Below are 23,142 nucleotides of genomic sequence, written 5' to 3' on the forward strand. Positions count from 1 at the left end.
TGCCGTGTCGATGGAGGCGCATTATAGGGAACGGATTCTTTCTGGCAACCCCTCATCGGCAATAAAATTGCAAAAAAGCACACTTTTTTAGTTATTCATATCCAGGCACAGCTTTTATACAAACTTATCCACAGAAACCGGTCTCGAATTGCTAGAATGGCCGAAAACAAGGAGGCCGAGATGGACTTGCGACTGAGACCTTACAAGGGAAAACGCCCGCAATTGGGCAAACGGGTATATGTGGACCCCTGCGCCACCCTGGTGGGGGATATCCAGCTGGGTGACGATGCCAGCATCTGGCCCATGGTGGCGGCACGGGGGGATGTGAACCATATCCGCATCGGGGCGCGCAGCAACATTCAAGACGGTACCGTGCTGCACCTGACCCGCAAGAGCGCCAGCAACCCCGGCGGCTATCCGCTGCTGATCGGCGAGGATGTCACGGTCGGTCATAAAGCCATGCTGCACGGTTGCACCATCGGCGACCGGGTATTGGTCGGCATGGGTGCCATCCTGCTGGATGGGGTGATCGTTGAAGACGATGTGATGATCGGGGCGGGCAGTCTGGTACCGCCAGGCAAGCGGCTCGAGGCCGGTTTTCTTTATATGGGCAATCCGGTCCAGCAGGCCCGCGCCCTCAAGCCGGCCGAGATCGCCTTCCTCAAGACCTCGGCCGACAACTATGTACTGCTCAAGGACGAATACCTGCAGGAGGCCTGACCCCCGGCAGCCACAAACAGGAAGCCCGGCATTATGCCGGGCTTCTCTTCTTATATAGCTATATGACCGTCAGACGAGGTCAGTGGGCCTGATCCCAGTTGTCACCGGTACCCGCTTCCACCACCAGCGGCACATGCAGCTCGGCTGCGGCTGACATCTTCTCCTTGATGATGGCGATGTACTCATCCAGCTTCTCTTCGCGGATCTCGAACACCAGTTCATCGTGCACCTGCATCAGCATGCGGATCGACTGGTCTTCAATCCCGCGGATCCAGCCATCCACGTTGATCATGGCGCGCTTGATGATGTCGGCGGCCGTACCCTGCATGGGGGCGTTGATGGCGGCCCGTTCAGCCGCCTTGCGCAGACCGGCGTTGCGTGACTTGATATCCGGCAGATAGAGGCGACGGCCAAACAGGGTTTCGACGTAACCCTGAGCATCCGCCTGCTGGCGGGTGCGCTCCATGTACTCCAGCACACCCGGGTAGCGTTCGAAGTAGAGATCCATGTACTTCTGCGCTTCGGCACGGCCGATCCCCAGTTGCTTGGCCAGACCGAAGGCACTCATGCCATAGATGAGGCCAAAGTTGATCGCCTTGGCACTGCGGCGCATGTCGCTGGTCACCGCCTCGAGCGCGACCCCGAACACCTCGGCGGCGGTCGCCTTGTGGATGTCCTTGCCCTCGGCGAAGGCAGTCAGCAACCCCTTGTCGCCGGAGAGGTGCGCCATGATGCGCAGCTCGATCTGGGAGTAGTCCGCCGCCACCAGCTTGTAACCGGCGCACGGGATGAAGGCCTGCCGGATGCGGCGACCCTGTTCGTTGCGTACCGGGATGTTCTGCAGGTTGGGATCGGTGGACGAGAGCCGACCGGTCGCCGCCACCGCCTGATGATAGGAGGTGTGTACCCGCCCGGTCTGCAGCTTGATCATCAGCGGCAGCTTGTCGGTGTAGGTGGACTTGAGCTTGGCCAGCCCACGGTGCTCCATCAGCAGTTGCGGCAGCTCATAGGTCTCCGCCAGCTCGGCAAGCACCTCTTCCGCAGTGGATGGCGCTCCCTTGGGGGTCTTTTTGATGATCGGCAGCCCCAGCTTGGTGAAGAGGATCTCCCCCAGCTGCTTGGGCGAGGAGAGGTTGAACTCCTGCCCGGCCAGCTCGTGAGCCTGTTTCTCCAGCTCTGCCAGACGCGCTTCGATCTCCTGACTCTGCTGGTGCAGCAGCTTGGGTTCGATGGTGGTACCGAGTCGCTCCATCCGCGCCAGCACCGGCAGCAGCGGCAGTTCGATCTCGCTGAACACCTTGGCGAGGCTCGGCTCGGCAGAGAGCTTGCCCCACAGCGTCTGATGCAGACGCAGGGTGATGTCGGCATCTTCCGCCGCGTAAGGAGCCGCCTGCTCCAGTTCAATCTGGTTGAAGGTGAGCTGCTTGACCCCCTTGCCGGCGATATCCTCGAACGAGATGGTCTCGGCATTCAGATATCTGCGGGCCAGCGAATCCATGTCGTGGCGGCTGGCAGTGGAGTTGAGCACATAGGACTCGAGCATGGTGTCGTAGGCGATGCCCTGCAGCTCGATACCGTGGTTGAGCAGCACGTTGCGATCGTACTTGAGGTTCTGCCCCACCTTGAGGCGGGCCGGATCTTCCAGCAGCGGTTTGAGCTTGCCGAGCACCACGGCCTCGGTCAGCTGCACCGGCGCCCCCAGATAGTCGTGGCCGAAAGGCACGTAGGCCGCCTTGCCCGGCTCGATGGCAAAGGAGACGCCAACAACGCGTGCTTCCATATAGTCGAGACTGGTGGTCTCGGTATCGAAGGCAAACAGCGGCGCCGCCTGCAGACGGGCCAGCCACTCATCGAATTCCGCCTCATCCAGGATGCAGCGATAGTCGGTTTCGATGGCGGCTACCGGAGCAGCACCTTCATCATCACCCTCGGCTTCGCTCCCCTCAGCGCCACCGGACTCCAACTCTTTGATCAGGTTGCGCAGCTCGTACTCACGATAGACCGCCAGCAGAGCCTCCTTGTCGATGGGGCCGAGCTGCAGCTCTTCCAAACTCTGATCCAGCGCCACATCGGTCTTGATGGTGGCCAGCATATAGGAGAGGCGCACCTGCTCTTCCTGTTCGCGGAACTTGTCGGCGAACGCCTTGGAGCCACGGAAGCCGAGCGCAGCCACCTTGTCGAGGTTGGCGGCGATCTCGTCGATGCTGCCGATCCCCTGCAGCAAGGCCAGTGCGGTCTTCTCGCCAACCCCGGTCATGCCGGGGATGTTGTCCACCTTGTCCCCCATCAGGGCCAGGTAGTCGATGATGAGCTCGGGCGGTACGCCGAACTTCTCGATCACCCCTTCCCGATCGGTCTTCACGTCCTTCATGGTGTCGATCAGGGTGACATGGTCGGAAACCAGCTGCGCCATGTCCTTGTCGCCGGTGCTGATCAGCACCGGCAGCTGCTTCTCGGTCGCCTGACGGGCCAGAGTGCCGATCACGTCGTCGGCCTCCACCCCTTCCACCATCAGGAAGGGGAAACCCATCGCCTTGATCATCTGGTGGATGGGGGCAACCTGGCTGCGCAGATCGTCCGGCATGCTGGCCCGGTTGGCCTTGTATTCGGGATAGATGTCGTCGCGGAAGGTCTTGCCCTTGGCATCGAACACCACGGCCACGTGGCAGTCGGGGTACTGCTTGCGCAGGCTGCGCATCATGTTGGCCATGACACGGACGGCGCCGCTCGGCAAACCGGTCGAGGTGCGCAGATCGGCCTGCTGGGAGGCAAAGAAGGCGCGGTAAAGATATGAAGAGCCGTCGACCAGAATAAGGGGATTGCTAGGGGCCATGAAATCGTCCTGCCAGAGATAAACAGCCGCTAGGATGCCACAGGGCCCCCCTCACACCAAGAGGGGCAAAGACCCTGCCGGCGGATCCTCACAGGCCATCAATCTGTGGATAACTCTGTGCTCAAAAATGGGGGGCAGTATGAACCACAGTGATTAAACTGTGCACAAAAATATAAAAACCAATAAATAACAATTGGTTGCGCATGTAAAAACCGATCGCAAGACGACTTGAATGATCTCGATCAATGTGGAAAAAAATTTAAGGGAGTAAGTACGGCAGGATCCAAAACGAAACAATCCTAGCACAGCAAGATGACTTGACCAGCTGAGGACGAACGATAACCATACAAAAGTACAACAATCCATTCTGGCTCACATTTTCAACAACGAGGAGTCTGTCATGAAAAAAGTGGCCGTGATCTTGAGTGGCTGTGGCGTCTTTGACGGGGCCGAAATCCACGAGGCCGTCATCAGTCTGCTGGCGCTGGCCAGGCAGGGCGCTGTAGTCCAGTGCTTCGCCCCCAATGTTCCACAGCTCCATGTGATCAACCACCTGACCGGGGAAGTGAGTGAAGGCGAGCGCCGCAACGTGCTGGTTGAAGCGGCCCGCCTCTGCCGCGGCCAGATAAGGGACGTGGCCGAGCTGGATGCAGCCGACTACGATGCCCTGCTGGTGCCGGGTGGCTTTGGAGCCGCCAAGAACCTGTGCGACTTCGCCATCAAGGGGGCCGAGTGCCAAATCCAGCCGGATGTACTGAAGGCGTGCCAGAGCTTCGCCAGGGCCGGCAAGCCGGCCGCCTACATCTGCATCGCACCGGCCATGATCCCGCTCATCTATGGCGCCGGCACCCTGGCCACCATAGGCCACGACGAGGGCACCGCCAACGCCATCGAGGCGATGGGGGGCAGCCACCTCAACTGCCCGGTCAATGAGTTCGTGGTGGATCAGGAGCGCAAGGTGATCTCCACCCCCGCCTACATGCTGGCCAACAACATAGTGGAAGCAGCAGACGGCATCGAGAAGACCGTCAAACAGCTGCTGGCACTCTGATTGCCAGACTGACCCAAACAAACGGGCCGCTCATGGAGCGGCCCGTTTTCAATTCTCGCGGATGGCGATGACTCAGATGCTTTCGCCCATCTGGTCCATCTTGCCCAGCAGGGCACGCAGACGTTCTTGCCAGGCGACGTGCTCGTTGCGCAGCTGATGGTTCTCGTCTTGCAGCTTGTTGTTCTGCTCTTTCAGCTCGTCCAGCTCCATCTTCAGCAGGGAGATGTTGTCGACGGCGGATTGTACTTTGGATTCGAGTTGCTCAAGGACTTCTAGTGACATATGCATACCTGTATGTTCAATTGCGATGCCCCACAGAGGGCGATTCAAGCGCGTGAAGCCAGCATACCCCGAGCCTATCGGCACAAACAAGCCGGTGCGCTGTAAAATGCGCCTTCCATGGATGTATTGCCTAAATATGCGTCTATTTTTCTCGCATCCTGCGCCCGGGCCACAGCCGGCCCCGCACAAGTCGCCACCTAGCCCCTGCGCAACCGCCCTGCACGCCCTTCCCGAAAGCCCGCATCATCAGGCGTGCAGGGCGATATAGGCCCCCAGCAGCAGACAGGCGACCCCGTACATCAGCAGGCCGTAGAGCAGGTTGCCGCGCAGAATCGCCCCGGCACTCAGGTTGTAGCGGGAGGCCAGCGCCAGGTTGGAGCCGGAGAGCGGACTGGTACCGGTGGCCAGCCCCCAGCCCAGCAGGAAGCACATGCCGAGCAGGCTGGGATCCGGCGAGAGCGGCCACAACAGCGGCGCCAATCCTGAGATGCTGATGAGCGGGTGCACCCCGACGATGGCCACCAACAGGATCAGCAACAGGGTGAGCGAAGACTCCAGCCAGCCGAAGTGATGGAAGAAGGGCAAACCGTGGCCGCCACCCAGCTCGAACACCGACAACGCACTGTTGATGCCGGCGGCCAGCAGACCCGCCCCCAGAAACAGCACCAGTTGGCCACCGATGGCGGGGAAGCGTTCCACCACCTGCCGCTTGAGGGCCGGGCCGCGCCCCGCGCTCGGCATGAAGGCAAAGGCCAGCAGTGGTGCCACCAGGGCGATCACCGCCAGGATGCCGAGATCCGGCCAGATCTGCTTGATCAGCAGCACCAGCAGGGCCAGGGCCACCGGCAATCCCAGAGTCTGCAGCCGCAGCGGATAGCCGGCAAAGTCCGCCACCCCCAGCCGTTCCACCTGCCAGGCGGTCAGCCCCATCGCCAGCAGGGTCGCCACCACCCCGAACGGCAGGATGCGCGACAGCTGCAGGCCGGGCGCATAGGTGAGCGCCACCGCCATGGCGACGAAGAAGGGGGACCAGAAGGCCGCCGCGCAGAAGATCCGGCTCAGTACCAGCACCTGACGCCGCTCCAGCGTACCGCCCCGTTCCAGCCGATCGCCGATGATGAACAGCACCGAGAGGTTGATGACGGCCCCCAGCAGGTTGAGGCTGGCCATGGTGCTCCACAGCCCCTTGCGCCCTTGCCATGAGGTGGTGCCGATCAAGAGGCCCGAGGTGGCGAGATTGAGGGTACTCACCGCCGCAAACATGGTGAGCATGTTGATGTTGGGCAGCAGCCAGTCACCGGCGGTGAGGCTTGCCCCCCGCCAGCAGGAGAAAATCAGCAGTGCCAGCGCCGCCCCGTACAGGGCCAGCGCCTGGCGCCGTGCCGCGCCCACCAGCCAGGGCCAGGTGAGCAGCGAGGCCCCCCAGGCCGCGATGGCCGCCGGCCAGGGGGAGAATCCCAGATAGAGGTGCAGCAGATTGAGCAGCCACATCCCCAGGATCAGATAACCCGACCAGCGCTTGGCCATCGATGCACCTCGGTCAGGGGATCAGAGACACTGATCCATGTCCAGCGACGGCTTGTCGCACTCCGGACGACCCACGATCTTGGCGGGTACGCCCGCCACCGTGGTGTGCGGTGGCACCGGGTTGATCACCACGCTGCCGGCGCCAATCTTGGCCCCCATGCCCACCTCGATATTGCCGAGCACCTTGGCACCCGCCCCTATCATCACCCCTTCCCGGATCTTGGGGTGGCGATCGCCGCTCTCCTTGCCGGTACCACCCAGGGTGACGCTCTGCAGGATGGAGACATCGTCCTCGATCACCGCCGTCTCGCCCACCACGATGCCGGTGGCATGGTCAAACATGATGCCCTTGCCGATACGGGCGGCCGGGTGCACGTCCACGCCGAACACCACGGAAATCTGGTTCTGCAGGTAGAGCGCCAGCGAGCGACGCCCCTGGCGCCACAGCCAGTTGGCGACCCGGTAGCCTTGCAGGGCATGGAAGCCCTTGAGGTAGAGCAGCGGGGTGGAGAAGAGATCGACCGCCGGGTCGCGCTCCTGCACGGCGCAGATATCGGCCGCCACGACCGCCAGCAGCTCGGGCTCGCTGCGCAGGGCCAGCTCGATCACCTCGCGCAGGGCGATGGCGGGCATGGTGGCGCTGTCGAGCTTGTTGGCCAGCTGGAAGCTGAGGGCCGAACGCAGGTTCTTGTGATTGAGAATGGTGGAGTGGAAGAAGCTGGCCAGCATGGGCTCTTCGGTCGCCATGCTCGCCGCTTCTTGCTGAATTTTTTGCCAGGTTCTGGCAACCAGATCATCCATGTTGCAGCCTACTGTTGTTCTGAGGGAGTGCCTTGCTGTTCCTTGTGCACCACGGAGATGGGGTCCATATGAATGATGACATCCATGCGCTCGAACGCCTGACGAACCGCCAGTTCGGCTTCATCGGCAATCTGATGGGCCTTGACCAGAGGGAGCTGATCGTCCAGTTCCAGATGCAACTGCACGAAACGGGTCGGACCGGATTGGCGGGTGCGCAGATCATGCACCCCGTGTACACCTTCGACGTCACAGCAGAGGGCCATTATTCTCGCTTGTTCCTCGGCTGGCAACTGACGATCGAGCAGCGCCTGCACCGATTCATAGCCGATGTGCAGCGCCCCCCACAGCAGGAACAACCCGATCAGGATGGCAAACAGGCCGTCGGCCCAGTACCAGCCCTGTCCCGCCAGCACCAGTGCCAGCAGCACGCCGCCGTTGAGCAGCAGGTCGGAGCGGTAGTGCAGCATGTCGGCCTTGATGGCCACGCTGTTGGTCTTGCGGATCACCAGGCTCTGGAAGCTGACCAGCAGCAGGGTCAGCACGATGGAACCACCACTGACCCACAGACCCGCTTCGAGTCGCTCCAGCGGCGCCTGCTTGAGCAGGGAGGAGATGCCGTGCATCACCAGCAGCAGGGCGGAACCGGAGATAAAGGCCGCCTGGATCAGCCCGGCCAGCGACTCCGCCTTGCCGTGGCCGAAGCGGTGTTCGTCGTCAGCCGGTGACAGGGCGTAGCGGATCGCCAGCAGGTTGATGATGGAGGCGCTCACGTCCATGAAGGAGTCGGTGAGGGAAGCCAGCAGGCTCGAGGAGTCGGTCATCAGCCAGGCAATCAGCTTGCCGGTGATCAGCAGGGTGGCGGTCGTGACGGCGGCCATGCTGGCCAGCGTCACCCAGCGGGAATATTGTTGATGGCTCAAAACCGGCTTTCCTCTTGCGGTTAAAAATCTATTATACCCTGACCCCGACGCCGGATTGGCGCGAAAAATCAGCGGAATGACTTCAGATGCACAAAATACTCCTGGTCGACGACGATCTCGAGCTGACCCAGTTGCTCACCGAAATTCTGACCCTGGAAGGCTTCCAGGTGACCGTCGCCGAAGATGGCGAAGAGGGCTTGCAATGGCTGGCCGAACAGCACTTCAACCTGGTGCTGCTGGACGTGATGATGCCCAAGCTCAACGGCTTCGCCATGCTGGCTCGACTGCGCAAGACCCACGACACCCCGGTGCTGATGCTGACCGCCCGTGGCGACAGCCAGGATAGGGTCAACGGGCTGGAGGCGGGGGCTGACGACTATCTCGCCAAGCCGTTCGACGATCGGGAGCTGCTGGCCCGGGTGCGCGCCATCCTGCGCCGTACCCAGGGCACCCAACCCCAGCGCGGCGGCAGTTCGGAAGAGGTGCGCTTCATGGATCTGGTGCTGCAACCCGGCCTGCAGCAGGCCAGCTGCCACGGCGAACTGCTGGAGCTGACCGCCACCGAATTCGGCCTGCTGGAGTGCCTGCTGCGCAACCCGGGCCAGATCGTCAGCAAGAGCCAGCTCTCCGAGCTGGTGCTCGGCAAGAAGCTCGAGCCCTTCGATCGCGCCATCGACATGCACCTGAGCAACCTGCGCAAGAAACTGCCTGAGCGTACCGATGGCCAGCCCCGCTTCAAGACGGTGCGCGGCAGGGGCTATCTGTGGCTGGAACAGGCATGAGAACCGCCCGCACCTTCAACGGTCTCTCCACCCAGATCTTCCTCTGGTTCTGGTTCATGCTGTTGCTGGTGGTGGCCGCCGTGGTGATCCTGCCGACCCTGGATCCCCGCAACATCATTCCGCTGCCGGCCCACGAGATCACCCGCCTCAACAACAACCTGAAGGCGCTGCAGAAGGGGGCTGACCCCAATCAGGATTTCGATCTGGCCCAGGCCATCGATGCCGCCGGCCTGCTGCCGGTCGACAACATCTATTTGCGCGATGCCAAGGGACAGATGCAGTCCAGCACCCGCCTGAGCAAGTTCGTGATCCGTTTCATGCTCGACTCGGACAACCCGGCCAAGCCCATGCTGGGCAGCGAGCACAAGCGGGCCATCGCCGGCCCCTTCCAGATGACGCATCACGGCCAGATCTATCACATCTACTTCGGCCTCAACGTCGAGAACTCCTATCTGTTCCTGTTCATCCAGATCCTGGATCACCCGATCCAGATCCTCGGCATTGCCATGCTGGTCAGCACCCCGCTCTGCCTGTTGCTGGCCTGGCGGCTGACCCGTCCCATCCTGCAGTTGCAGCAGTCGGTCTCCCAGCTGGCGGAGGGCAATCTGGAGGCGCAGATCCCCAACCTGGGGCGGCGGGACGAGATCGGCCAGCTGGCGGATCACGTCAGCCACATGGTCGATACCCTCAAGAACATGATCCAGAAGCAGAAACAGCTGCTCTCCGACATCTCCCACGAGCTGCGCAGCCCGCTCACCCGCATCCAGCTGGCGCAGGCGCTGATCCGCCGCAAACAGGGGGACAGCAACGAGCTGGTACGGATCGAATCGGAGATCGGCCGGCTCGACAAGCTGATCGGTGACCTGCTCGACCTGTCGCGGGTACAGCAGCATGTGGAAGCGCCGGTGGTGATGCCGTTGGCCGAGCTGCTGGAGCCCATCCTGGACGACGCCATGTTCGAGGCGAACCAGAGCGGCAAGCAGCTCAGGCTGCCACCGCTGCCGGCTGAATCGCTGCGGATGTGGCCCGATCTGCTGGCCCGGGCACTGGAGAATCCACTGCGCAACGCGCTCAAATACGCCCGCGAGTTCATCAAGGTGGACTGGTATCGGGAGGGACTGGAGTGGGTGATGACCATCCGCGACGACGGTCCCGGCGTGCCGGTGGAGCAGCAGGCCCAGCTGTTCCTGCCCTTCTTCCGGGTGGATGATGCCCGCAACGCCAAGACCGGCGGCACCGGGCTGGGGCTGGCCATCGCCGCGGAGGCCATTGCGCGCCACGGCGGCACCATCCGCGCCAGCAGCAATCAACCGGCCGGGCTGACCATCACCATCCGCCTGCCCATCGGCTGAGCAGGCTCTTTTCATCCGTACGGGCGCTGGGTATGCTGGCGCCCTTTTCGCCCCATCAGGACGCCGTCATGCTCGACATCGTGCTCTACCAACCGGAAATTCCGCCCAACACCGGCAACATCATCCGCCTCTGCGCCAACACCGGCTATCGACTGCACCTGATAGAACCGCTGGGGTTTGAGTGGGATGACAAGCGGGTGAAGCGGGCGGGGCTCGACTACCACGAGTTTGCCGAGGTAAAGCGCTGGCCAAGCTTCGAAGCCTTTCTGGAGGCGGTGGCGCCGACACGGGTATTCGCCTGTACCACCAAGGGGCGCACCGCCCATTCGGCGGTGCAGTTTGCCGCAGGCGATACCCTGCTGTTCGGGCCCGAGAGCCGCGGCCTGCCCATCGAGATCATCGAGAGCCTGCCGTTCGAGCAGCGGCTGCGCATCCCCATGCTGCCCCAGAGCCGCAGCATGAACCTCGCCAATGCGGTGGCGGTGTTCGTCTACGAAAGCTGGCGCCAGCTGGGCTACGCCGGCTCGCTGCAGGAATGAACCCGACAGATCCAGGCAGACGTTGAGGTCAGCAGGAGGCCTGCTGCGCCTCTCCCACCCCGTGGGCTGAGTGCAGCAGCCGGCCATCGCGCTCCAGCTGCCAGCAAAGCCAGCCCAGCGTCAGCCCCCGCCCCGCCATCAGGGCCGCCATCGCGGCCCACAAGGCCGCCACGCCCCAACCCTGACAGAGCCACCAGACCGGGAAGAAGCCGCACAGTGCCGCCACCAGCATGCTGTTACGCATCTCCCGCGCCCGGGTCGCCCCGATGAAGACCCCGTCCAGCAAGAAGCACCAGACTGCCAGCAGCGGCATGGCGATGAGCCAGGGCAGCTGCGCGTTGGCGGCGGCGATCACCGCCGGCAGATCGGTGATGTGCGCGATCAGCCGACTGCCTCCCACCGCAAACAGCAGGCTGAACGTCAGGGCAATCAGCAGCGCCCAGCCGAGATTGAGCACGATGGCCTCCCGCAGTCCCTGCCGATCACGCCGCCCGATGGCGCGGCCCACCATGGCCTCCACCGCGTAGGCGAAGCCATCCAGCCCATAGGAGATCAGCATCAGGAAGTTGAGCAGCACCGCATTGGCCGCCACCGCCACATCTCCCAGCCTGGCACCCTGCAGGGTCATGAAGGCGAAACAGAGTTGCAGGCAGAGGGAGCGGATGAAGATGTCCCGGTTCAGGGCCAGCAGTCGCAGCAGCGCGGGCCACTGGCGCCAGCGCTGCCAGGCACCCTGCCACACCGACGCGGCCAGCCGGCGCAGGTGACGGCTCACCAGCCAAAGCCCCAACCCGAGCGCGCTGTAGTCCGCCAGCAGCGAGGCAGCGGCGACCCCTTTCACCTGCCAACCCAGCCCCAGCACGAACCAGGCATCGAGCCCCATGTTGACCAGATTGGTGAAGATCAGCAGCAGCATGGGGCTGCGCGCATCCTGCATGCCCAGCAGCCAACCCATGATCACCAGGTTGCAGAGCGCCGCCGGGGCGCTCCAGACTCGCACCGAAACATACTCGGCGGCATAGTGCTGCACCTCGGCAGAGCCACCGCTGAGCGCGATGAGAGTGGGGATCAGCGGCAGCAACAGCAGCAGCAACGCCACCCCCAGCCCGACGGCAAGCCCCAGCGCACGGGCCAGGGTGTCGAGCTGGCCGGCCGGGCTGCTGGCGCCATGAGCCTGGGCGGTCAGCCCCGTGGTGGACATCCGCAGGAAGCCGAGCAGCCAGAACAGCAGGTTGATGAGGGTGGCGCCGACCGACACGCCGCCGAGGAACCAGACCTGACCGAGATGACCGATCACCCAGGTATCCACCAGCCCCAGCAGCGGGGTGGTGACATTGGAAAACACCATGGGCAGGGCCAGGGCAAACACGGCGCGGTGGCGCCGCCCGTCCCGCCACCAGACGGGGGTCAGCATGTCGGAGGGAATCCGTTGCTCATCATGCGTCGTCCAGCCGCACTATCTTGGCAAAGTCCGACACCATGCTCGCCATGACGACCCTGGGCACACTGCCCTCGCTCAAACGGGGGCGAAACACGGCCTCCAGCTTGCCGGCCGGATTGATCAGCACAATGGAGGCGGAGTGGTCGATCAGGTAATCCTTCTCACCCTGGTCGGCGATGGAGTAGATGAGCCCCAGATTGCGCACGAACGGGAACAACTTGTCGTGGGGGCCGGTCGCCGCCTTGAACTCCGGGTTGAAGAAAGCGGTATAGGTCTTGAGACGGGCCACGTCGTCCCGCTGCGGATCCGCCGAGATGAACACCACCTGGCTGTTCGGGGCGATCTTTTTCAGCTCGGGGTAGACGGAACGCAGATCCGCCAGGGTGGTCGGGCAGATGTCTGGGCAGAAGGTGTAGCCGACGAACAGGAAGGTCCAGTGGCCGGTCAGGCTGGCAGGGACGAAGGGTTGGCCATCCTGATCGGTGAAGGCGAACGGATTGATGTCCCGCCCCGCCGGATAGTAGTCGGCATGCTCGGGCAGGGAGGGCTGGTTCCAGTAAAATCCGGCCATCATGCCCCCGACCAGCAGCAGAAACAGCAAGGGGTAACGCGGTTTAACCATAAGAGAACAGACCCTTTCACTTCGACATACCCGCCAACCGGGCCCGAATGGAAGAGCCATTGTAACCCAGCCGGCGCCGGACCGGTCACCCCCTTGTAGCGGATGCCCGTTCGCTGGCCAACTTCCGTCAGAAGATGACGCAAGGGCCGGTGATACCGGCCCGAACCCGCCCAAAACAACAGCCCCACCATAAGGTGGGGCTGCACAAGAAGCAGTGACGCTCAGGGCTGTTGTCGACGCCGCTCATGCGGGCGTCTGGACTGTGCCCGCAGCGGAATGACGGGGGCGGTCCAGGGAGCGTCGGCCAGCCCGCCGTCATGATGGCTGTGAAACAGGCGCACCAGCCGGACAATCTTGTCCTTGGGGCACCCCAGCCAGATGGTCCAGCAGGCGCCCTTGTGGTGTACCCAGAGGGCATAGAAACGGGTCATCCGGTTACCCTTGATGAAACGGGTGATGGAAGAAACGGGCGATGCCAGACCCGGATCCCATGGCGAGCTTGAAGCCATACCTGTCCTCCTCGATCAACAGGTCACGCCAACCGGCACCGCCCATCACCACCAGGGTGAATGAATCGATGACTGCCGCGTGTCGACTGCGCGAGTGTGCCGCTGCGGTGCCGACTGCCGGCACCCTGCTGACCACTCTCCCTTCTATCCCGCAAGCGCCTCTTTGCCAGATGTGGCCTGCACACCGCACGAGGCTGTTGTTTTTCCCTGCTGCCCTCCGGGTTCCTGCTATCAGCGATCTGGATAACGCGCGTCATGGCGAGCAGCGGGGGCGGCTCAAGCCAACGAGTCCGCCTTACCAAATGATATATCTGAAATGAATCGCCTGCGGTCACCGCCCGCAGACAAAAGTAGCGGGTATCAGGATCTGATTGAAATCATGGGGAAAGGAGTACAGAAACGAAACGGCCTCCCGCAGGAGGCCATTTCATGGCAAGGATTACATCCAGTCGGCGTTGCGAATGACGCCGACCGCCAGCCCCTCGATGATGAGCTGCTGACAGGAGAGATCCACCTCAATGGGGGAGAGCTCTTCGTTCTCCGGCAGCAGCCACACCTGGCTGCCCTTGCGCTGGAAGCGCTTGACGGTGACATCTTCGTCGAGCCGTGCCACCACTACCTGGCCGTTGCGCACCTCCTGGGTCTTGTGAACCGCCAGCAGATCGCCATCCAGAATGCCGATGTTCTTCATGCTCATGCCCTGTACCCGCAGCAGGAAGTCAGCCCGCGGGTGAAACAGGGCCGGATCCACCTGGTAGTGGCTCTCGATATGTTCCTGCGCCAGGATGGGTTCGCCGGCGGCCACCTTGCCGATCAGCGGCAGACCGCTCTCTTCCAGTTGCTCTTCCTCTTCGAGCAACAGGCGGATGCCGCGGGACGTGCCCGGCATGATCTCGATGACCCCCTTTTTGGCCAGGGCCTTCAGATGTTCCTCGGCCGCATTAGCCGACTTGAAACCAAGCTTCTGGGCTATCTCGGCGCGAGTCGGCGGCATGCCGGTTTCGTTCATGTTCGCCTTGATCAACTCCAGCACTTCGGCCTGGCGGGGAGTAAGGGGTTTCATAGCATGGGCACCTGTCTTTTTATACAGCACACTGGCAGTATATACAGTGCAGTGGCCAAGGCAAGGCGCAGCTGACATTTGTCGCGGCCCGGCACTCATTTGCTGCAGATTTGATCCCGCGCAGCCGACTCATCGTACCTCTCGGCGACAAGCTGTCGGTGATTTGCTATGCTCACGCCGCATTTTTTTGGAGAGCAGACGCACATGTCCCTTGGACAGAACATTTCCAGAGCCATCTTGCAATGGCCGGTCAGCGGCTTGGTCAATCACAAGAGCCTGCCGGAAAATCCCATCACCGAGCTCAAGCTGGATCCGGCCAGACCCATCGTCTACGCCCTGAAGACCAGCTCGATCACCGACCTGATGACCCTGCAACAGTGCTGCGAGGATCTCGGCCTGCCCGGCCCCTTCACCCCGCTGGAGCTGAACGGCCAGTTGCTGCCCCGTTATGTCTGTCTGGACCGTCCGCCTCCCCTGTTCGGCAAGCGCAGCAAGCCGCTGCCCTTCCTGCAGGAGTTCCACCAGCTGCTGGATCTGCACAAGCAGGATCCGGCGCTGGATATCCAGGTGGTCCCCGTCACCCTGTTCTGGGGCCGTGCCCCCGGCCGGGAAGGCGAGGAGGCCTCCGGCTGGAACATCATCAGCAGCCTGGCACCAAACCGCCTCAAGAAGGCGCTCATCGTGATCCTCAAGGGACGCGAGAACCTGGTGCGCTTCTCCCCGCCGCTCTCCCTGCGTCACATGGCGGACAAGCACGGCACCGACGAGGCCATCGCCCACAAGCTGGCTCGGGTCGCCCGTACCCACTTCAGCCGCCAGCAGCTGGCCGCCACCGGCCCCAAGCTGCCCAACCGCAACCTGCTGTTCAAACAGCTGCTCGATTCGAACGTCATTCAGCAAGCCATCGAGGAAGAGGCCCAGCGCGAGGGGATCAGCCTGGAGAAAGCCCAGAAACGGGCCCACGGCTACATGGACGAGATCGCCTCCGACTTCTCCTACCGGCTGATCCGGCTCGGCGAAAGCTTCCTCGGCTGGCTGTGGAACAAGCTCTACCGCGGCCTCTCGGTCAACGGCGCCGAGAAAGTGCGCCAGCTGGCCCAGGAAGGACACGAGATCGTCTATGTGCCCTGCCATCGCAGCCACATGGACTATCTGCTGCTCTCCTACGTCATCTACCACCAGGGTATGGTGCCGCCCCACATCGCGGCGGGCATCAACCTCAACTTCTGGCCGGCGGGCCCGATCTTCCGCCACGGCGGCGCCTTCTTCATCCGCCGCACCTTCAAGGGCAACCCGCTCTACAGCACGGTATTCCGGGAATACCTCAACCTGCTGTTTGCCAAAGGTTATTCGGTGGAGTTCTTCACCGAGGGCGGGCGTTCGCGTACCGGCCGCCTGCTGCCGCCCAAGACCGGCATGCTGGCGATGACCCTGCAGGCCATGATGCGCGGGCTGGACAGACCGGTGACCCTGGTGCCCGTCTATCTGGGCTACGAGCACGTGATGGAGGTGAACACCTACCACAACGAGCTCAAGGGCAGCCGCAAGGAGAAGGAGAGCTTCCTGCAGGTGCTCGGCATCCTGCGCAAGCTGCGCAACTACGGCCGGGGCTTCGTCAACTTCGGCGAACCGCTGACCCTCAACAGCTACCTGAGCGAGCATATACCCGACTGGAAACAGCACATCGGAGAAGAGGAGCGTCCGGAGTGGATGGCGGGCACCGTCAACCAGCTGGCCGAGCTGCTGATGACCCGCATCAACGGGGCTGCCGCCGTCAACGGCCTGACCCTGAGCGCGCTGGCGCTGCTGGCCGCCGAGCGCCATGCCCTGACCCGCGACGAACTGCAAGCCCAGCTCAACACCTATCTGGACCTGCTCAAGCAGGTGCCCTACAGCCCGCACAGCACCATCCCGGACGAGGATGCCAAGACCCTGCTGGATCAGGCGATGGAGCTCAACAAGTTCGAGGTGAGCGAGGACAAGCTGGGCCAGATCGTCAGCCTGGACCGCTATCAGGCGATCCTGCTGACCTACTACCGCAACAACATCCTCCATCTATTCGCCATGCCCTCCCTGGTAGCGGCCCTGATCGAGCGCTGCGAGGGGATCTCCCGCAGCGAAATCGTTGCCCGTTGCATCGACATCTACCCGCTGCTCAAGACCGAGCTGTTCCTGCGCTACGAAGAGGACGAGTTGCCGGAGCTGGTCGATGCCCTGCTGGCCGAACTGCAGCGCCAGCAGCTGATCGAGGCCCGCGACGGCGGCTTCTGGGTCAATCCGGTCAACCAGACCCGCCTGCTGTTGCTGGCGGAGAGCATTCAGGAGACCCTGCAACGCTACGCCATCGTGCTGACCCGGGTGCTGGCCCAGCCCCGCATCGAGGCCGAGCAGCTGGAGGCGGACGGCCTGATGATGGCAGAGCGCCTCGGCACCCTGCACGGCATCAACGCCCCCGAGTTCTTCGACCAAAAGCTGTTCAGCACCCTGATCCACACCCTGCGCAGCGAAGGCTACCTCGACCCGGGCTGCAAGCCGGATCTGGGCCGCTTCCAGGCGCTGGCAGACAACATAGTGCCGCTGCTGAGCACCAAGATCCGCCGCACCATCCAGGCTGGCAACCGGCTCTGACCCCGCTCGCACGACACCATAAAAAAGGCCGCAACATGCGGCCTTTTTTCATGACAGGAGCGGGCTTACAGGTAGTTGATCACTACCCCGGCAAAGATCAGCGCCCCCACGTAGTTGTTGTTGAGAAACGCCTGGAAGCAGGCCTCCCGCTGCCGCTCACGGATCAGCCGCTGCTGATAGACGAACAGCGCCGCCGCCGCCAAGAGCGACCAGTAGTAGCTGGAGCCCAGCTCGCTCAGCTGCCCCACCAGCAGCAGGATCAGCAGGGTCAGCAGCTGCAGCGCGCCGATGATCCGCTTGTCGTGGCGGCCGAACAGGATGGCGCTCGACTTGAGGCCGAGCTTGAGGTCGTCGTCCCGGTCCACCATGGCGTACTGGGTGTCGTAGGCGATGGTCCACAGCAGGTTGGCGAGAAACACCAGCCAGGCCACCGCCGGCAAGGCGTTGGCCTGAGCAGCATAGGCCATGGGAATCGACCAGGAGAAGGCCATGCCGAGCACCAGCTGGGGGATCGGGATGTAGCGCTTCATGAAGGGGTAGCAGACCGCCAGCAGTAGGGCCGCGAACGACAGGCCGATGGTGAGCGGGTTCATGGTCAGCACCAGGGCGAACGAGATGAGCGCCAGCACCGCAAACAGCGCCAGCACCTCCCGCGGCTTGACCTTGCCCATGGGCAGCGGCCGGCCGGCGGTGCGCTTCACGTGACCGTCGAAGTTGCGATCCGCATAGTCGTTGATGACGCAACCGGCGGAGCGCATCAGAAACACCCCCACCACGAACACCAGCAGGGTCCAGAGATCCGGCAGGCCGTCAGCCGCCAGCCACAGTGCCCACAGGGTCGGCCACAGCAGCAGCAGGGTACCGATGGGCTTGTCGATGCGGGCCAACTGCACGTAGGCCAGTCCCCGCTCCTTGGTTAACAGATTCACTCCAGCTCCTTGTTGCATGACAGAGAGGGCAAGAAGAGTTCATGGACCAGCAGTGGCCATTGCCCCAGAAACAGACGGGAACGACGTCCCCAGACGGTGCCGGCCGGACACCAGGGATTGCTCGCAATCTCGAAACAGGCCAGTTGCAGGTTATCGCGCCGGGCAGGCTCGTCACCGAAGATACGTTCGCCCAGGGGTTGCTCACCCAGCTCGCGCAGACCGCTCTCTTGCAGGGCCGCTTCGGCAAACAGGGTCCAGCCCAGCACGGCCGGCCCATGATCGCCGTGCAGGATCACCTCGCGGCACAGCCCCATGGGGTGCTCGGCGACCACCAGCTGCTGCTCGTCGGCGTCGAGGGCGACGCTGCGATTGCCAAACAGTTGTACCGAGAAGTGGCGATTGTGGCGGCGCAGGCGCCGGGTCATGGAATCGGCCTCCAGCAACCAGGGCAGCAAGGCCTCGGGCGGCTCGCACTGCGCGGGCGTCTGCCAGGGCACGAGCCGGGCAAGGGGAACAGTCAACTCGGACTTCACAGCTTCACCATCCGGAGATTTCCGTTATCAGGTTAAAATCCGGTTTATTATCCGTAAATCAATCGAGAATTGTAAGAACATCCGTGCTTGACGGCCCCGATGGCAGCATCAAAAATGGGGTATCTCTTGCTGATGAGCCATCCCTATGAAGCTATTCAAATTTCTGCTGGTGTTGTTACTAAGCTGCGGTGCACTTCAGGCCTATGCCTCCGAAGGGGGGGAAGCCCCTGCAGAAGGGGAAGCTGCCGCCGCCAAGCCGGGTTTCTTCTATCACCTGCTGGATCCCGACATCATCACCAACTACCTGAGCGATGGCAAAACCCTCGGCTACGTCCGGGTGACGGTGGAGCTGATGGCCGAGAACGAGGCCGACCTCAAGCTGCTGGAGCAGCATGACCCCCTCATTCGTGACGCCATCATCCGCCTGATGGGCAGCAAGAGTGCCGACCAGATCAAGTCGCTGGTCAGCCGCGAAGACCTGCGCAAGGAGTGCCAGACTAGGGCCAACGAGCTGCTGGTGAAGGAAACCGGCAAGAAGGCGGTGCGCGAGCTGATCTTTACCAAGTTCCTCTATCAGTAATCTCCCGTCACCACGAGCGGGCCGCGAGATCATCCGGGCCCGCTCGCTGTTTTAGAAATGAAAATTGATTACACTAGGGCCCACCGAGTTGTCGAGGTAGTCGAGATGGGCAACAAGACCCTGTGTGAATGGCGTCGCAGCGAGATCCCGGCCGATCTCAAGACCCTGCGCAAAATCGTGCGCAAACCCAAGTTCGTCTGCGGCAAGTGTGCCCGCAGCGCCAACGACAAGAGCTATCTGTGTCAGCCGCTGCGGTTGAAAGAGAAAGAAGCCTGAGCCGCCAGCCCGGCTATTGATCGGTCCAGCCCTGGCGGCCCTGCTCGAACAGCCGGCGCGCCTGGACGTCATTGGGGCAGACCCCGCGATACTCGCCACCGGAACGGCCCGCCAGATAGAGGTGCTCCGGCCGGCAATACCAGGCCAGGCCCTTCTGATGCCCCTGTTTCCACAGCTCGGCATCCACCTTCTCGCCGCACTGGGCCTGATGAAACTCGACCCGCTCGGCGGTAAAGCCCAGCTTGCCATCGGCCTCCCCCACCTCGCTCCACACCTTCTCGCACGGATCGTCCGAATGGGAGGCGCAGCCCCCGAGCAGAACGGCAAACACTATCACCGAGAGTCGCATAATCATCCTTGAGTGTCGTTTGGGCAGTTCATTCTAGCCAGAGCCGCAGCCCCCTCCAAGCGCCTCTCCCCATTCCTGTGAGCCGCCCAAAAAAACAGGCGGGCCCGAGGCCCGCCTGTGTATTCAATACGCGGATTACTGGTCGTCGAGAGGGTCATCATCCTGCCAGCTCTCGTCTTCCCATTCATCCAGCTCTTCTTCCCAGGATTCCGGCTCCCAATCGTCATCGAGATCGTAATCCGGCTTGTGTCCACCCATGCTCATTCTCCTTGGATAGTGCACCCGCACTCAAAGTCTATCCAGAAAAATGGGGCTCGCCAGTCAGGGCTGGATCAAAGTTTGACCAGGGTGCGACCTGCGATTTGCCCTTGGGTGATGGCTTCGGCGGCCTCCGCCACCTGCTCCAGCCCGATCTCGGTGACCGCCTGCGCAAAGAAGCTGGCAGGCAGATCCCGCGCCAGTCGCTGCCACGCCAATTGGCGGCGCGCCAGCGGGCACATCACCGAATCGACCCCCTGCAACCGCACGTTGCGCAGGATGAAGGGCATCACGCTGGTGGGCAGATCGAAGCCACCTGCCAGCCCGCATGCCGCCACGGCGCCGCCGTAGTTCATCTGAGCCAGCAGCTTGGCCAGCACCTGACTGCCGACGGTATCGACCGCCCCGGCCCACAGCTGCTTCTCCAGCGGCTTGGCGGGCTCCAGCAGCTCGCTGCGCGGCACGATGCGACTGGCGCCAAGCGCCGTCAGCAGCTCGCCCTGCTCCTCTGGACGGCCGGTCAGGGCCGCCACCTGATAACCCAGCGCGGCCAGCAAGGCGACGGCGGTGGAGCCCACCCCACCGGCGGCGCCGGTCACCAGGATCTCGCCGCTCTGCGGGGTCACTCCCGCCTCTTCCAGCGCCAGCACGCAGAGCATGGCGGTCAGACCGGCGGTGCCGATGCACATGGCCTGGCGCTCATCCAGCCCGGCCGGCAGCGGCACCAGCCAGTCGGCCTTGACCCGCGCCTGTTCGGCCATGCCGCCCCAGTGGCCTTCCCCCACGCCCCAGCCGGTCAGCACTACTTTGTCGCCCGGCTGATAGCGGTCGTCGGCAGATTCCAGCACGGTGCCGGCGAAGTCGATGCCGGGCACCAGCGGCCACTGGCGCACTATCTTGCCCTTGCCGGTGATGGCCAGCCCGTCCTTGTAGTTGAGGGAGCTGTAGCTCACCACCACCCGCACCTCGCCGGCCGGCAGCTGGCTCTCGTCCAGCCGGGTCAGGGTCGGCACCGTCTTGCCGTCTTGGTTTTCCAGTAACAGAGCCTTGAACATGGTTGCCTCTTTGATGAGTGTGAAAGGGGTCAGCTGCTTTGCCGCTTCTGCAGCTGGAAATCGAGGGTCAGCGCCGAGCCCATGACGGGTTCACCGGCCAGCTGACGCAAGATGAGATCGGCGGCCTCCTGCCCCATCCGCTGATAGGGGATGCGGACCGAGGTGAGTGCCGGATAGCAGGCCCGCGCCACGTCCAGATCGTCGAAACCGGCGATGGCGAGTTTGCCCGGCACGTTCAGGTGGCGACGCTGGCATTCGAACAGCACCCCGGCCGCCAGCTCGTCGTTGACGCAGACCAGCGCATCCAGTTCGGGCCAGCGCAGCAGGAACTCCCCCAGCATGGCCGCCCCCGTGCTGAAGCTGGGCCGCTCCGAGGTGTTGATGATGGCGTCGGGGGAGAGGTAGTTGTCCAGCAGCGCCTTCTGCCAGCCCTGCATGCGTTGCTGCAGCATCCACTGCTCCTGGCGGGCGCAGAGAAAACCGATATTGCGGTAGCCGCGCTCGATGAGGTGGCGGGTCAGCTGGTAGCCGGCATCGAAGTTGGAGACCCCGACGTTCATGTCGATGGGGCTGCGGGCCATGGCCCCCACCTCCACCACCGGCAGGCGGGCCGCCTGCAGCCGCTGGCGGATGGTCTCGCCGGGATCGCTGCCAAACAGCACCACGGCCGCCGGATTGTGCTGCAAAAAACTGGTCAGCAGGCTCTCTTCCTGCTGCTTGAGGTGCTGGGCATCCCCCAGCATGATCTGGTAACCCTCGCCCCGCAGCGTCTGTTGCAGCCCGGCGATCACCTCGCCGCAGCCACACTCGGTCAGGCTGGGCACGATCACCACTATGGTCTGGGAGGTGGCGGACGCCAGCGCCCCCGCCGCCCGATTGGGGATATAGCCGAGTTCGTCCACCGCCGCCTCGATGCGCTCGCGCATCTTGTCGGACACCAGCTCGGGGGTGCGCAGGGCGCGCGACACCGTCATGGCCCCCACGCCGGCCAGCTGGGCCACATCGTTGAGGGTCACCCGACCCGTGCTACGGCGTTTCTTCGCTTCTGACATCCTTTCCCTTCCTCGGCATACGGGTGCTCACTTTAAGGCAAAAGCGGGGCACTGACTATTTGCTCAAACCGGATTTTACCTCCTTTGAGCCAGAGAAGGGGCAAGATGAATCCCTTCTATGGGAGAAATGATAGCGCTATCACAGATCGATGTTAGCGCTATCTGGTAGCGCTAACTTTCGCGATCAGGCTCACAGTTATCCGCCGGCAAGATCGCTAGATTGGCGCCATCTTATCCAGCCCGGACATTGCCATGCTGACCCAATTGCTGACCGAGGAGGTCATTTCCATCGAAGCGGGCGCCCGCGACTGGCGTCACGCCATCGAGCTGGCCACCGCCCCCCTGCTGGCCAACGGCACCATAGAGCCCTCCTATGTGGCGGCGCTCTACCGCTCCCACGAAGAGCTCGGCCCCTACTACGTGCTGGGCCCGGGCCTGGCCATGCCCCACGCCCGCCCGGAAGACGGGGTCAACCGGCTGGGACTGGCGCTGACCGTGCTGAAGGAGGGGGTCAACTTCGGCTCCGAGGGCAACGACCCGGTCCGACTGCTGGTCACCCTGGCCGCCAGCGACAGCAACTCCCACGTGGAGACCATCGCCCAGCTGGCCGAGCTGTTCATGAATGAAGAAGACGTGGCGGCCATCATGGCGGCCACCAGCAAAGACGACATCTTGCGCATCCTGGCGCGTTATTGAGTGGCGCCCTGCGCCCGACAGAGGAAGAGAACATGAAGATTCTGGTTGTATGCGGACACGGCCTGGGCACCAGCCTGATGATGGAGATGAGCATCAAGAGCATTCTCAAGGAGCTGGCTGTGACGGCCGAGGTGGATCACCGGGATCTCGCCTCTGCCGGCAGCGAGCGCGCCGAGATCTTTGTCGCCACCCGCGACATCGCCGAACAGCTGGTCAGCATGGGCGTCGACGGCCGGCTGGTATCGCTGGACAACATGGTCGACAAGGCCGCCATGAAAGAAAAACTCGCCATCGCCCTGCGCGAGCTGGGCGCACTCTAACCCCTTTGCGACTGTCTGGGCGGC

Annotated in this window: 25 protein-coding genes; 10 read left to right on the top strand and 15 right to left on the bottom strand. The window is 63.0% G+C overall.

What is annotated here, in order from left to right; all coding sequences use genetic code 11:
• Window positions 1-180 precede the first annotated feature (180 nt).
• Complete coding sequence (locus PG899_RS19300; RefSeq protein ID WP_041216372.1) at window positions 181-720, top strand: gamma carbonic anhydrase family protein; 540 nt, start codon at window positions 181-183, stop codon at window positions 718-720.
• Between the two features lie 79 nt (window positions 721-799).
• Here PG899_RS19300 and polA read toward each other — a convergent pair whose 3' ends face one another.
• Entirely contained in the window at window positions 800-3,553 is a 2,754-nt protein-coding gene (gene polA, locus PG899_RS19305) for a DNA polymerase I (RefSeq protein ID WP_077098150.1), read from the bottom strand.
• A 400-nt stretch (window positions 3,554-3,953) separates the two neighbouring features.
• On the opposite strand from polA, the gene elbB reads away from it, so the two are divergent.
• Window positions 3,954-4,604: an isoprenoid biosynthesis glyoxalase ElbB gene (gene elbB, locus PG899_RS19310; RefSeq protein WP_077098148.1), complete on the top strand. Its 651-nt coding sequence runs from the start codon at window positions 3,954-3,956 to the stop codon at window positions 4,602-4,604.
• A 72-nt stretch (window positions 4,605-4,676) separates the two neighbouring features.
• On the opposite strand, the gene PG899_RS19315 is transcribed toward elbB, so the two are convergent.
• The 4 genes from PG899_RS19315 to fieF form a co-directional block, all read right to left on the bottom strand.
• On the bottom strand, window positions 4,677-4,886 hold the full coding sequence (locus PG899_RS19315; protein ID WP_016349028.1) for a cell division protein ZapB: 210 nt from the start codon (window positions 4,884-4,886) through the stop codon (window positions 4,677-4,679).
• 246 nt (window positions 4,887-5,132) lie between these two features.
• A complete protein-coding gene (locus PG899_RS19320; protein WP_077098144.1) occupies window positions 5,133-6,413 on the bottom strand; it encodes a hypothetical protein in 1,281 nt (426 codons plus the stop codon).
• 21 nt (window positions 6,414-6,434) lie between these two features.
• Window positions 6,435-7,214 (bottom strand): serine O-acetyltransferase, encoded by a 780-nt coding sequence (gene cysE, locus PG899_RS19325; RefSeq protein ID WP_011704210.1) that lies wholly within the window; start codon window positions 7,212-7,214, stop codon window positions 6,435-6,437.
• 8 nt (window positions 7,215-7,222) lie between these two features.
• A complete protein-coding gene (gene fieF, locus PG899_RS19330; protein WP_016349026.1) occupies window positions 7,223-8,134 on the bottom strand; it encodes a cation efflux pump FieF in 912 nt (303 codons plus the stop codon).
• Between the two features lie 86 nt (window positions 8,135-8,220).
• Between fieF and PG899_RS19335 the strand changes: the two genes are divergently transcribed.
• The 3 genes from PG899_RS19335 (at window position 8,221) to trmL (ending at window position 10,807) form a co-directional block, all read left to right on the top strand.
• The gene (locus PG899_RS19335) at window positions 8,221-8,916 is read left to right on the top strand and encodes a response regulator (RefSeq protein ID WP_065480266.1); all 696 of its coding nucleotides are present in this window, start codon (window positions 8,221-8,223) and stop codon (window positions 8,914-8,916) included.
• Window positions 8,913-10,268, top strand: coding sequence for an ATP-binding protein (locus tag PG899_RS19340; protein WP_016349024.1), 1,356 nt, complete (start codon window positions 8,913-8,915; stop codon window positions 10,266-10,268). The genes PG899_RS19335 and PG899_RS19340 overlap by 4 nt, the downstream gene beginning before the upstream one ends.
• A gap of 68 nt (window positions 10,269-10,336) precedes the next feature.
• A complete protein-coding gene (trmL, locus tag PG899_RS19345; RefSeq protein WP_190284341.1) occupies window positions 10,337-10,807 on the top strand; it encodes a tRNA (uridine(34)/cytosine(34)/5-carboxymethylaminomethyluridine(34)-2'-O)-methyltransferase TrmL in 471 nt (156 codons plus the stop codon).
• A 28-nt stretch (window positions 10,808-10,835) separates the two neighbouring features.
• Here trmL and dinF read toward each other — a convergent pair whose 3' ends face one another.
• From dinF to lexA, 4 genes are all read right to left on the bottom strand, one after another.
• Window positions 10,836-12,221: an MATE family efflux transporter DinF gene (dinF, locus tag PG899_RS19350; RefSeq protein WP_077097033.1), complete on the bottom strand. Its 1,386-nt coding sequence runs from the start codon at window positions 12,219-12,221 to the stop codon at window positions 10,836-10,838.
• Between the two features lie 22 nt (window positions 12,222-12,243).
• A complete protein-coding gene (locus PG899_RS19355) occupies window positions 12,244-12,870 on the bottom strand; it encodes an SCO family protein (RefSeq protein WP_016349021.1) in 627 nt (208 codons plus the stop codon).
• 221 nt (window positions 12,871-13,091) lie between these two features.
• The gene (locus PG899_RS19360; RefSeq protein WP_011704202.1) at window positions 13,092-13,379 is read right to left on the bottom strand and encodes a hypothetical protein; all 288 of its coding nucleotides are present in this window, start codon (window positions 13,377-13,379) and stop codon (window positions 13,092-13,094) included.
• Between the two features lie 439 nt (window positions 13,380-13,818).
• Window positions 13,819-14,442: a transcriptional repressor LexA gene (gene lexA, locus PG899_RS19365; protein ID WP_077097037.1), complete on the bottom strand. Its 624-nt coding sequence runs from the start codon at window positions 14,440-14,442 to the stop codon at window positions 13,819-13,821.
• 204 nt (window positions 14,443-14,646) lie between these two features.
• On the opposite strand from lexA, the gene plsB reads away from it, so the two are divergent.
• On the top strand, window positions 14,647-17,070 hold the full coding sequence (plsB, locus tag PG899_RS19370) for a glycerol-3-phosphate 1-O-acyltransferase PlsB (protein WP_077097039.1): 2,424 nt from the start codon (window positions 14,647-14,649) through the stop codon (window positions 17,068-17,070).
• Window positions 17,071-17,135: 65 nt separating this feature from the next.
• Here the strand turns inward: plsB and ubiA are convergent, their stop codons facing one another.
• Both ubiA and PG899_RS19380 read right to left on the bottom strand, forming a co-directional pair.
• On the bottom strand, window positions 17,136-17,999 hold the full coding sequence (ubiA, locus tag PG899_RS19375) for a 4-hydroxybenzoate octaprenyltransferase (RefSeq protein WP_011704199.1): 864 nt from the start codon (window positions 17,997-17,999) through the stop codon (window positions 17,136-17,138).
• A complete protein-coding gene (locus PG899_RS19380) occupies window positions 17,996-18,532 on the bottom strand; it encodes a chorismate--pyruvate lyase family protein (RefSeq protein WP_077097041.1) in 537 nt (178 codons plus the stop codon). The genes ubiA and PG899_RS19380 overlap by 4 nt, the downstream gene beginning before the upstream one ends.
• Before the next feature lie 145 nt (window positions 18,533-18,677).
• Between PG899_RS19380 and PG899_RS19385 the strand changes: the two genes are divergently transcribed.
• Window positions 18,678-19,112: a flagellar basal body-associated FliL family protein gene (locus PG899_RS19385; RefSeq protein ID WP_011704197.1), complete on the top strand. Its 435-nt coding sequence runs from the start codon at window positions 18,678-18,680 to the stop codon at window positions 19,110-19,112.
• 105 nt (window positions 19,113-19,217) lie between these two features.
• Complete coding sequence (locus tag PG899_RS19390; RefSeq protein ID WP_005307551.1) at window positions 19,218-19,388, top strand: hypothetical protein; 171 nt, start codon at window positions 19,218-19,220, stop codon at window positions 19,386-19,388.
• Window positions 19,389-19,401: 13 nt separating this feature from the next.
• Here the strand turns inward: PG899_RS19390 and PG899_RS19395 are convergent, their stop codons facing one another.
• From PG899_RS19395 to PG899_RS19410, 4 genes are all read right to left on the bottom strand, one after another.
• Window positions 19,402-19,743, bottom strand: coding sequence for a DUF2799 domain-containing protein (locus PG899_RS19395; protein WP_011704195.1), 342 nt, complete (start codon window positions 19,741-19,743; stop codon window positions 19,402-19,404).
• 129 nt (window positions 19,744-19,872) lie between these two features.
• Window positions 19,873-19,995 carry a hypothetical protein gene (locus tag PG899_RS19400; protein ID WP_016349017.1) on the bottom strand — a complete coding sequence of 41 codons (123 nt, stop codon included), beginning with the start codon at window positions 19,993-19,995 and terminating at the stop codon, window positions 19,873-19,875.
• A 74-nt stretch (window positions 19,996-20,069) separates the two neighbouring features.
• Window positions 20,070-21,050, bottom strand: a complete 981-nt coding sequence (acuI, locus tag PG899_RS19405) for an acrylyl-CoA reductase (NADPH) (protein WP_077097043.1) — start codon at window positions 21,048-21,050, stop codon at window positions 20,070-20,072.
• A gap of 29 nt (window positions 21,051-21,079) precedes the next feature.
• Window positions 21,080-22,102, bottom strand: a complete 1,023-nt coding sequence (locus tag PG899_RS19410; RefSeq protein ID WP_024946139.1) for a LacI family DNA-binding transcriptional regulator — start codon at window positions 22,100-22,102, stop codon at window positions 21,080-21,082.
• A gap of 252 nt (window positions 22,103-22,354) precedes the next feature.
• Here PG899_RS19410 and PG899_RS19415 point away from each other — a divergent pair, with 252 nt between their 5' ends.
• Both PG899_RS19415 and PG899_RS19420 read left to right on the top strand, forming a co-directional pair.
• Complete coding sequence (locus PG899_RS19415) at window positions 22,355-22,798, top strand: PTS sugar transporter subunit IIA (RefSeq protein ID WP_005307534.1); 444 nt, start codon at window positions 22,355-22,357, stop codon at window positions 22,796-22,798.
• A gap of 32 nt (window positions 22,799-22,830) precedes the next feature.
• Window positions 22,831-23,118, top strand: a complete 288-nt coding sequence (locus PG899_RS19420) for a PTS sugar transporter subunit IIB (protein ID WP_026142047.1) — start codon at window positions 22,831-22,833, stop codon at window positions 23,116-23,118.
• Window positions 23,119-23,142: the final 24 nt, after the last annotated feature.

It is taken from the genome of Aeromonas sp. QDB39 (assembly GCF_027707585.1).
GTDB lineage: Bacteria > Pseudomonadota > Gammaproteobacteria > Enterobacterales > Aeromonadaceae > Aeromonas > Aeromonas hydrophila.

Coding starts and splice junctions, on each gene's coding strand:
- PG899_RS19385 (WP_011704197.1), top strand. CDS start 18,678: ATGAAGCTATTCAAATTTCTGCTGGTGTTGTTACTAAGCTGCGGTGCA.
- PG899_RS19320 (WP_077098144.1), bottom strand. CDS start 6,413: ATGGCCAAGCGCTGGTCGGGTTATCTGATCCTGGGGATGTGGCTGCTC.
- PG899_RS19360 (WP_011704202.1), bottom strand. CDS start 13,379: ATGGCTTCAAGCTCGCCATGGGATCCGGGTCTGGCATCGCCCGTTTCT.
- acuI (WP_077097043.1), bottom strand. CDS start 21,050: ATGTTCAAGGCTCTGTTACTGGAAAACCAAGACGGCAAGACGGTGCCG.
- PG899_RS19340 (WP_016349024.1), top strand. CDS start 8,913: ATGAGAACCGCCCGCACCTTCAACGGTCTCTCCACCCAGATCTTCCTC.
- PG899_RS19355 (WP_016349021.1), bottom strand. CDS start 12,870: ATGGTTAAACCGCGTTACCCCTTGCTGTTTCTGCTGCTGGTCGGGGGC.
- plsB (WP_077097039.1), top strand. CDS start 14,647: ATGTCCCTTGGACAGAACATTTCCAGAGCCATCTTGCAATGGCCGGTC.
- PG899_RS19395 (WP_011704195.1), bottom strand. CDS start 19,743: ATGATTATGCGACTCTCGGTGATAGTGTTTGCCGTTCTGCTCGGGGGC.
- PG899_RS19300 (WP_041216372.1), top strand. CDS start 181: ATGGACTTGCGACTGAGACCTTACAAGGGAAAACGCCCGCAATTGGGC.
- trmL (WP_190284341.1), top strand. CDS start 10,337: ATGCTCGACATCGTGCTCTACCAACCGGAAATTCCGCCCAACACCGGC.
- lexA (WP_077097037.1), bottom strand. CDS start 14,442: ATGAAACCCCTTACTCCCCGCCAGGCCGAAGTGCTGGAGTTGATCAAG.
- polA (WP_077098150.1), bottom strand. CDS start 3,553: ATGGCCCCTAGCAATCCCCTTATTCTGGTCGACGGCTCTTCATATCTT.
- PG899_RS19335 (WP_065480266.1), top strand. CDS start 8,221: ATGCACAAAATACTCCTGGTCGACGACGATCTCGAGCTGACCCAGTTG.
- PG899_RS19410 (WP_024946139.1), bottom strand. CDS start 22,102: ATGTCAGAAGCGAAGAAACGCCGTAGCACGGGTCGGGTGACCCTCAAC.
- PG899_RS19415 (WP_005307534.1), top strand. CDS start 22,355: ATGCTGACCCAATTGCTGACCGAGGAGGTCATTTCCATCGAAGCGGGC.
- cysE (WP_011704210.1), bottom strand. CDS start 7,214: ATGGATGATCTGGTTGCCAGAACCTGGCAAAAAATTCAGCAAGAAGCG.
- PG899_RS19390 (WP_005307551.1), top strand. CDS start 19,218: ATGGGCAACAAGACCCTGTGTGAATGGCGTCGCAGCGAGATCCCGGCC.
- elbB (WP_077098148.1), top strand. CDS start 3,954: ATGAAAAAAGTGGCCGTGATCTTGAGTGGCTGTGGCGTCTTTGACGGG.
- PG899_RS19400 (WP_016349017.1), bottom strand. CDS start 19,995: ATGGGTGGACACAAGCCGGATTACGATCTCGATGACGATTGGGAGCCG.
- PG899_RS19420 (WP_026142047.1), top strand. CDS start 22,831: ATGAAGATTCTGGTTGTATGCGGACACGGCCTGGGCACCAGCCTGATG.
- dinF (WP_077097033.1), bottom strand. CDS start 12,221: ATGCTGACCCCCGTCTGGTGGCGGGACGGGCGGCGCCACCGCGCCGTG.
- PG899_RS19315 (WP_016349028.1), bottom strand. CDS start 4,886: ATGTCACTAGAAGTCCTTGAGCAACTCGAATCCAAAGTACAATCCGCC.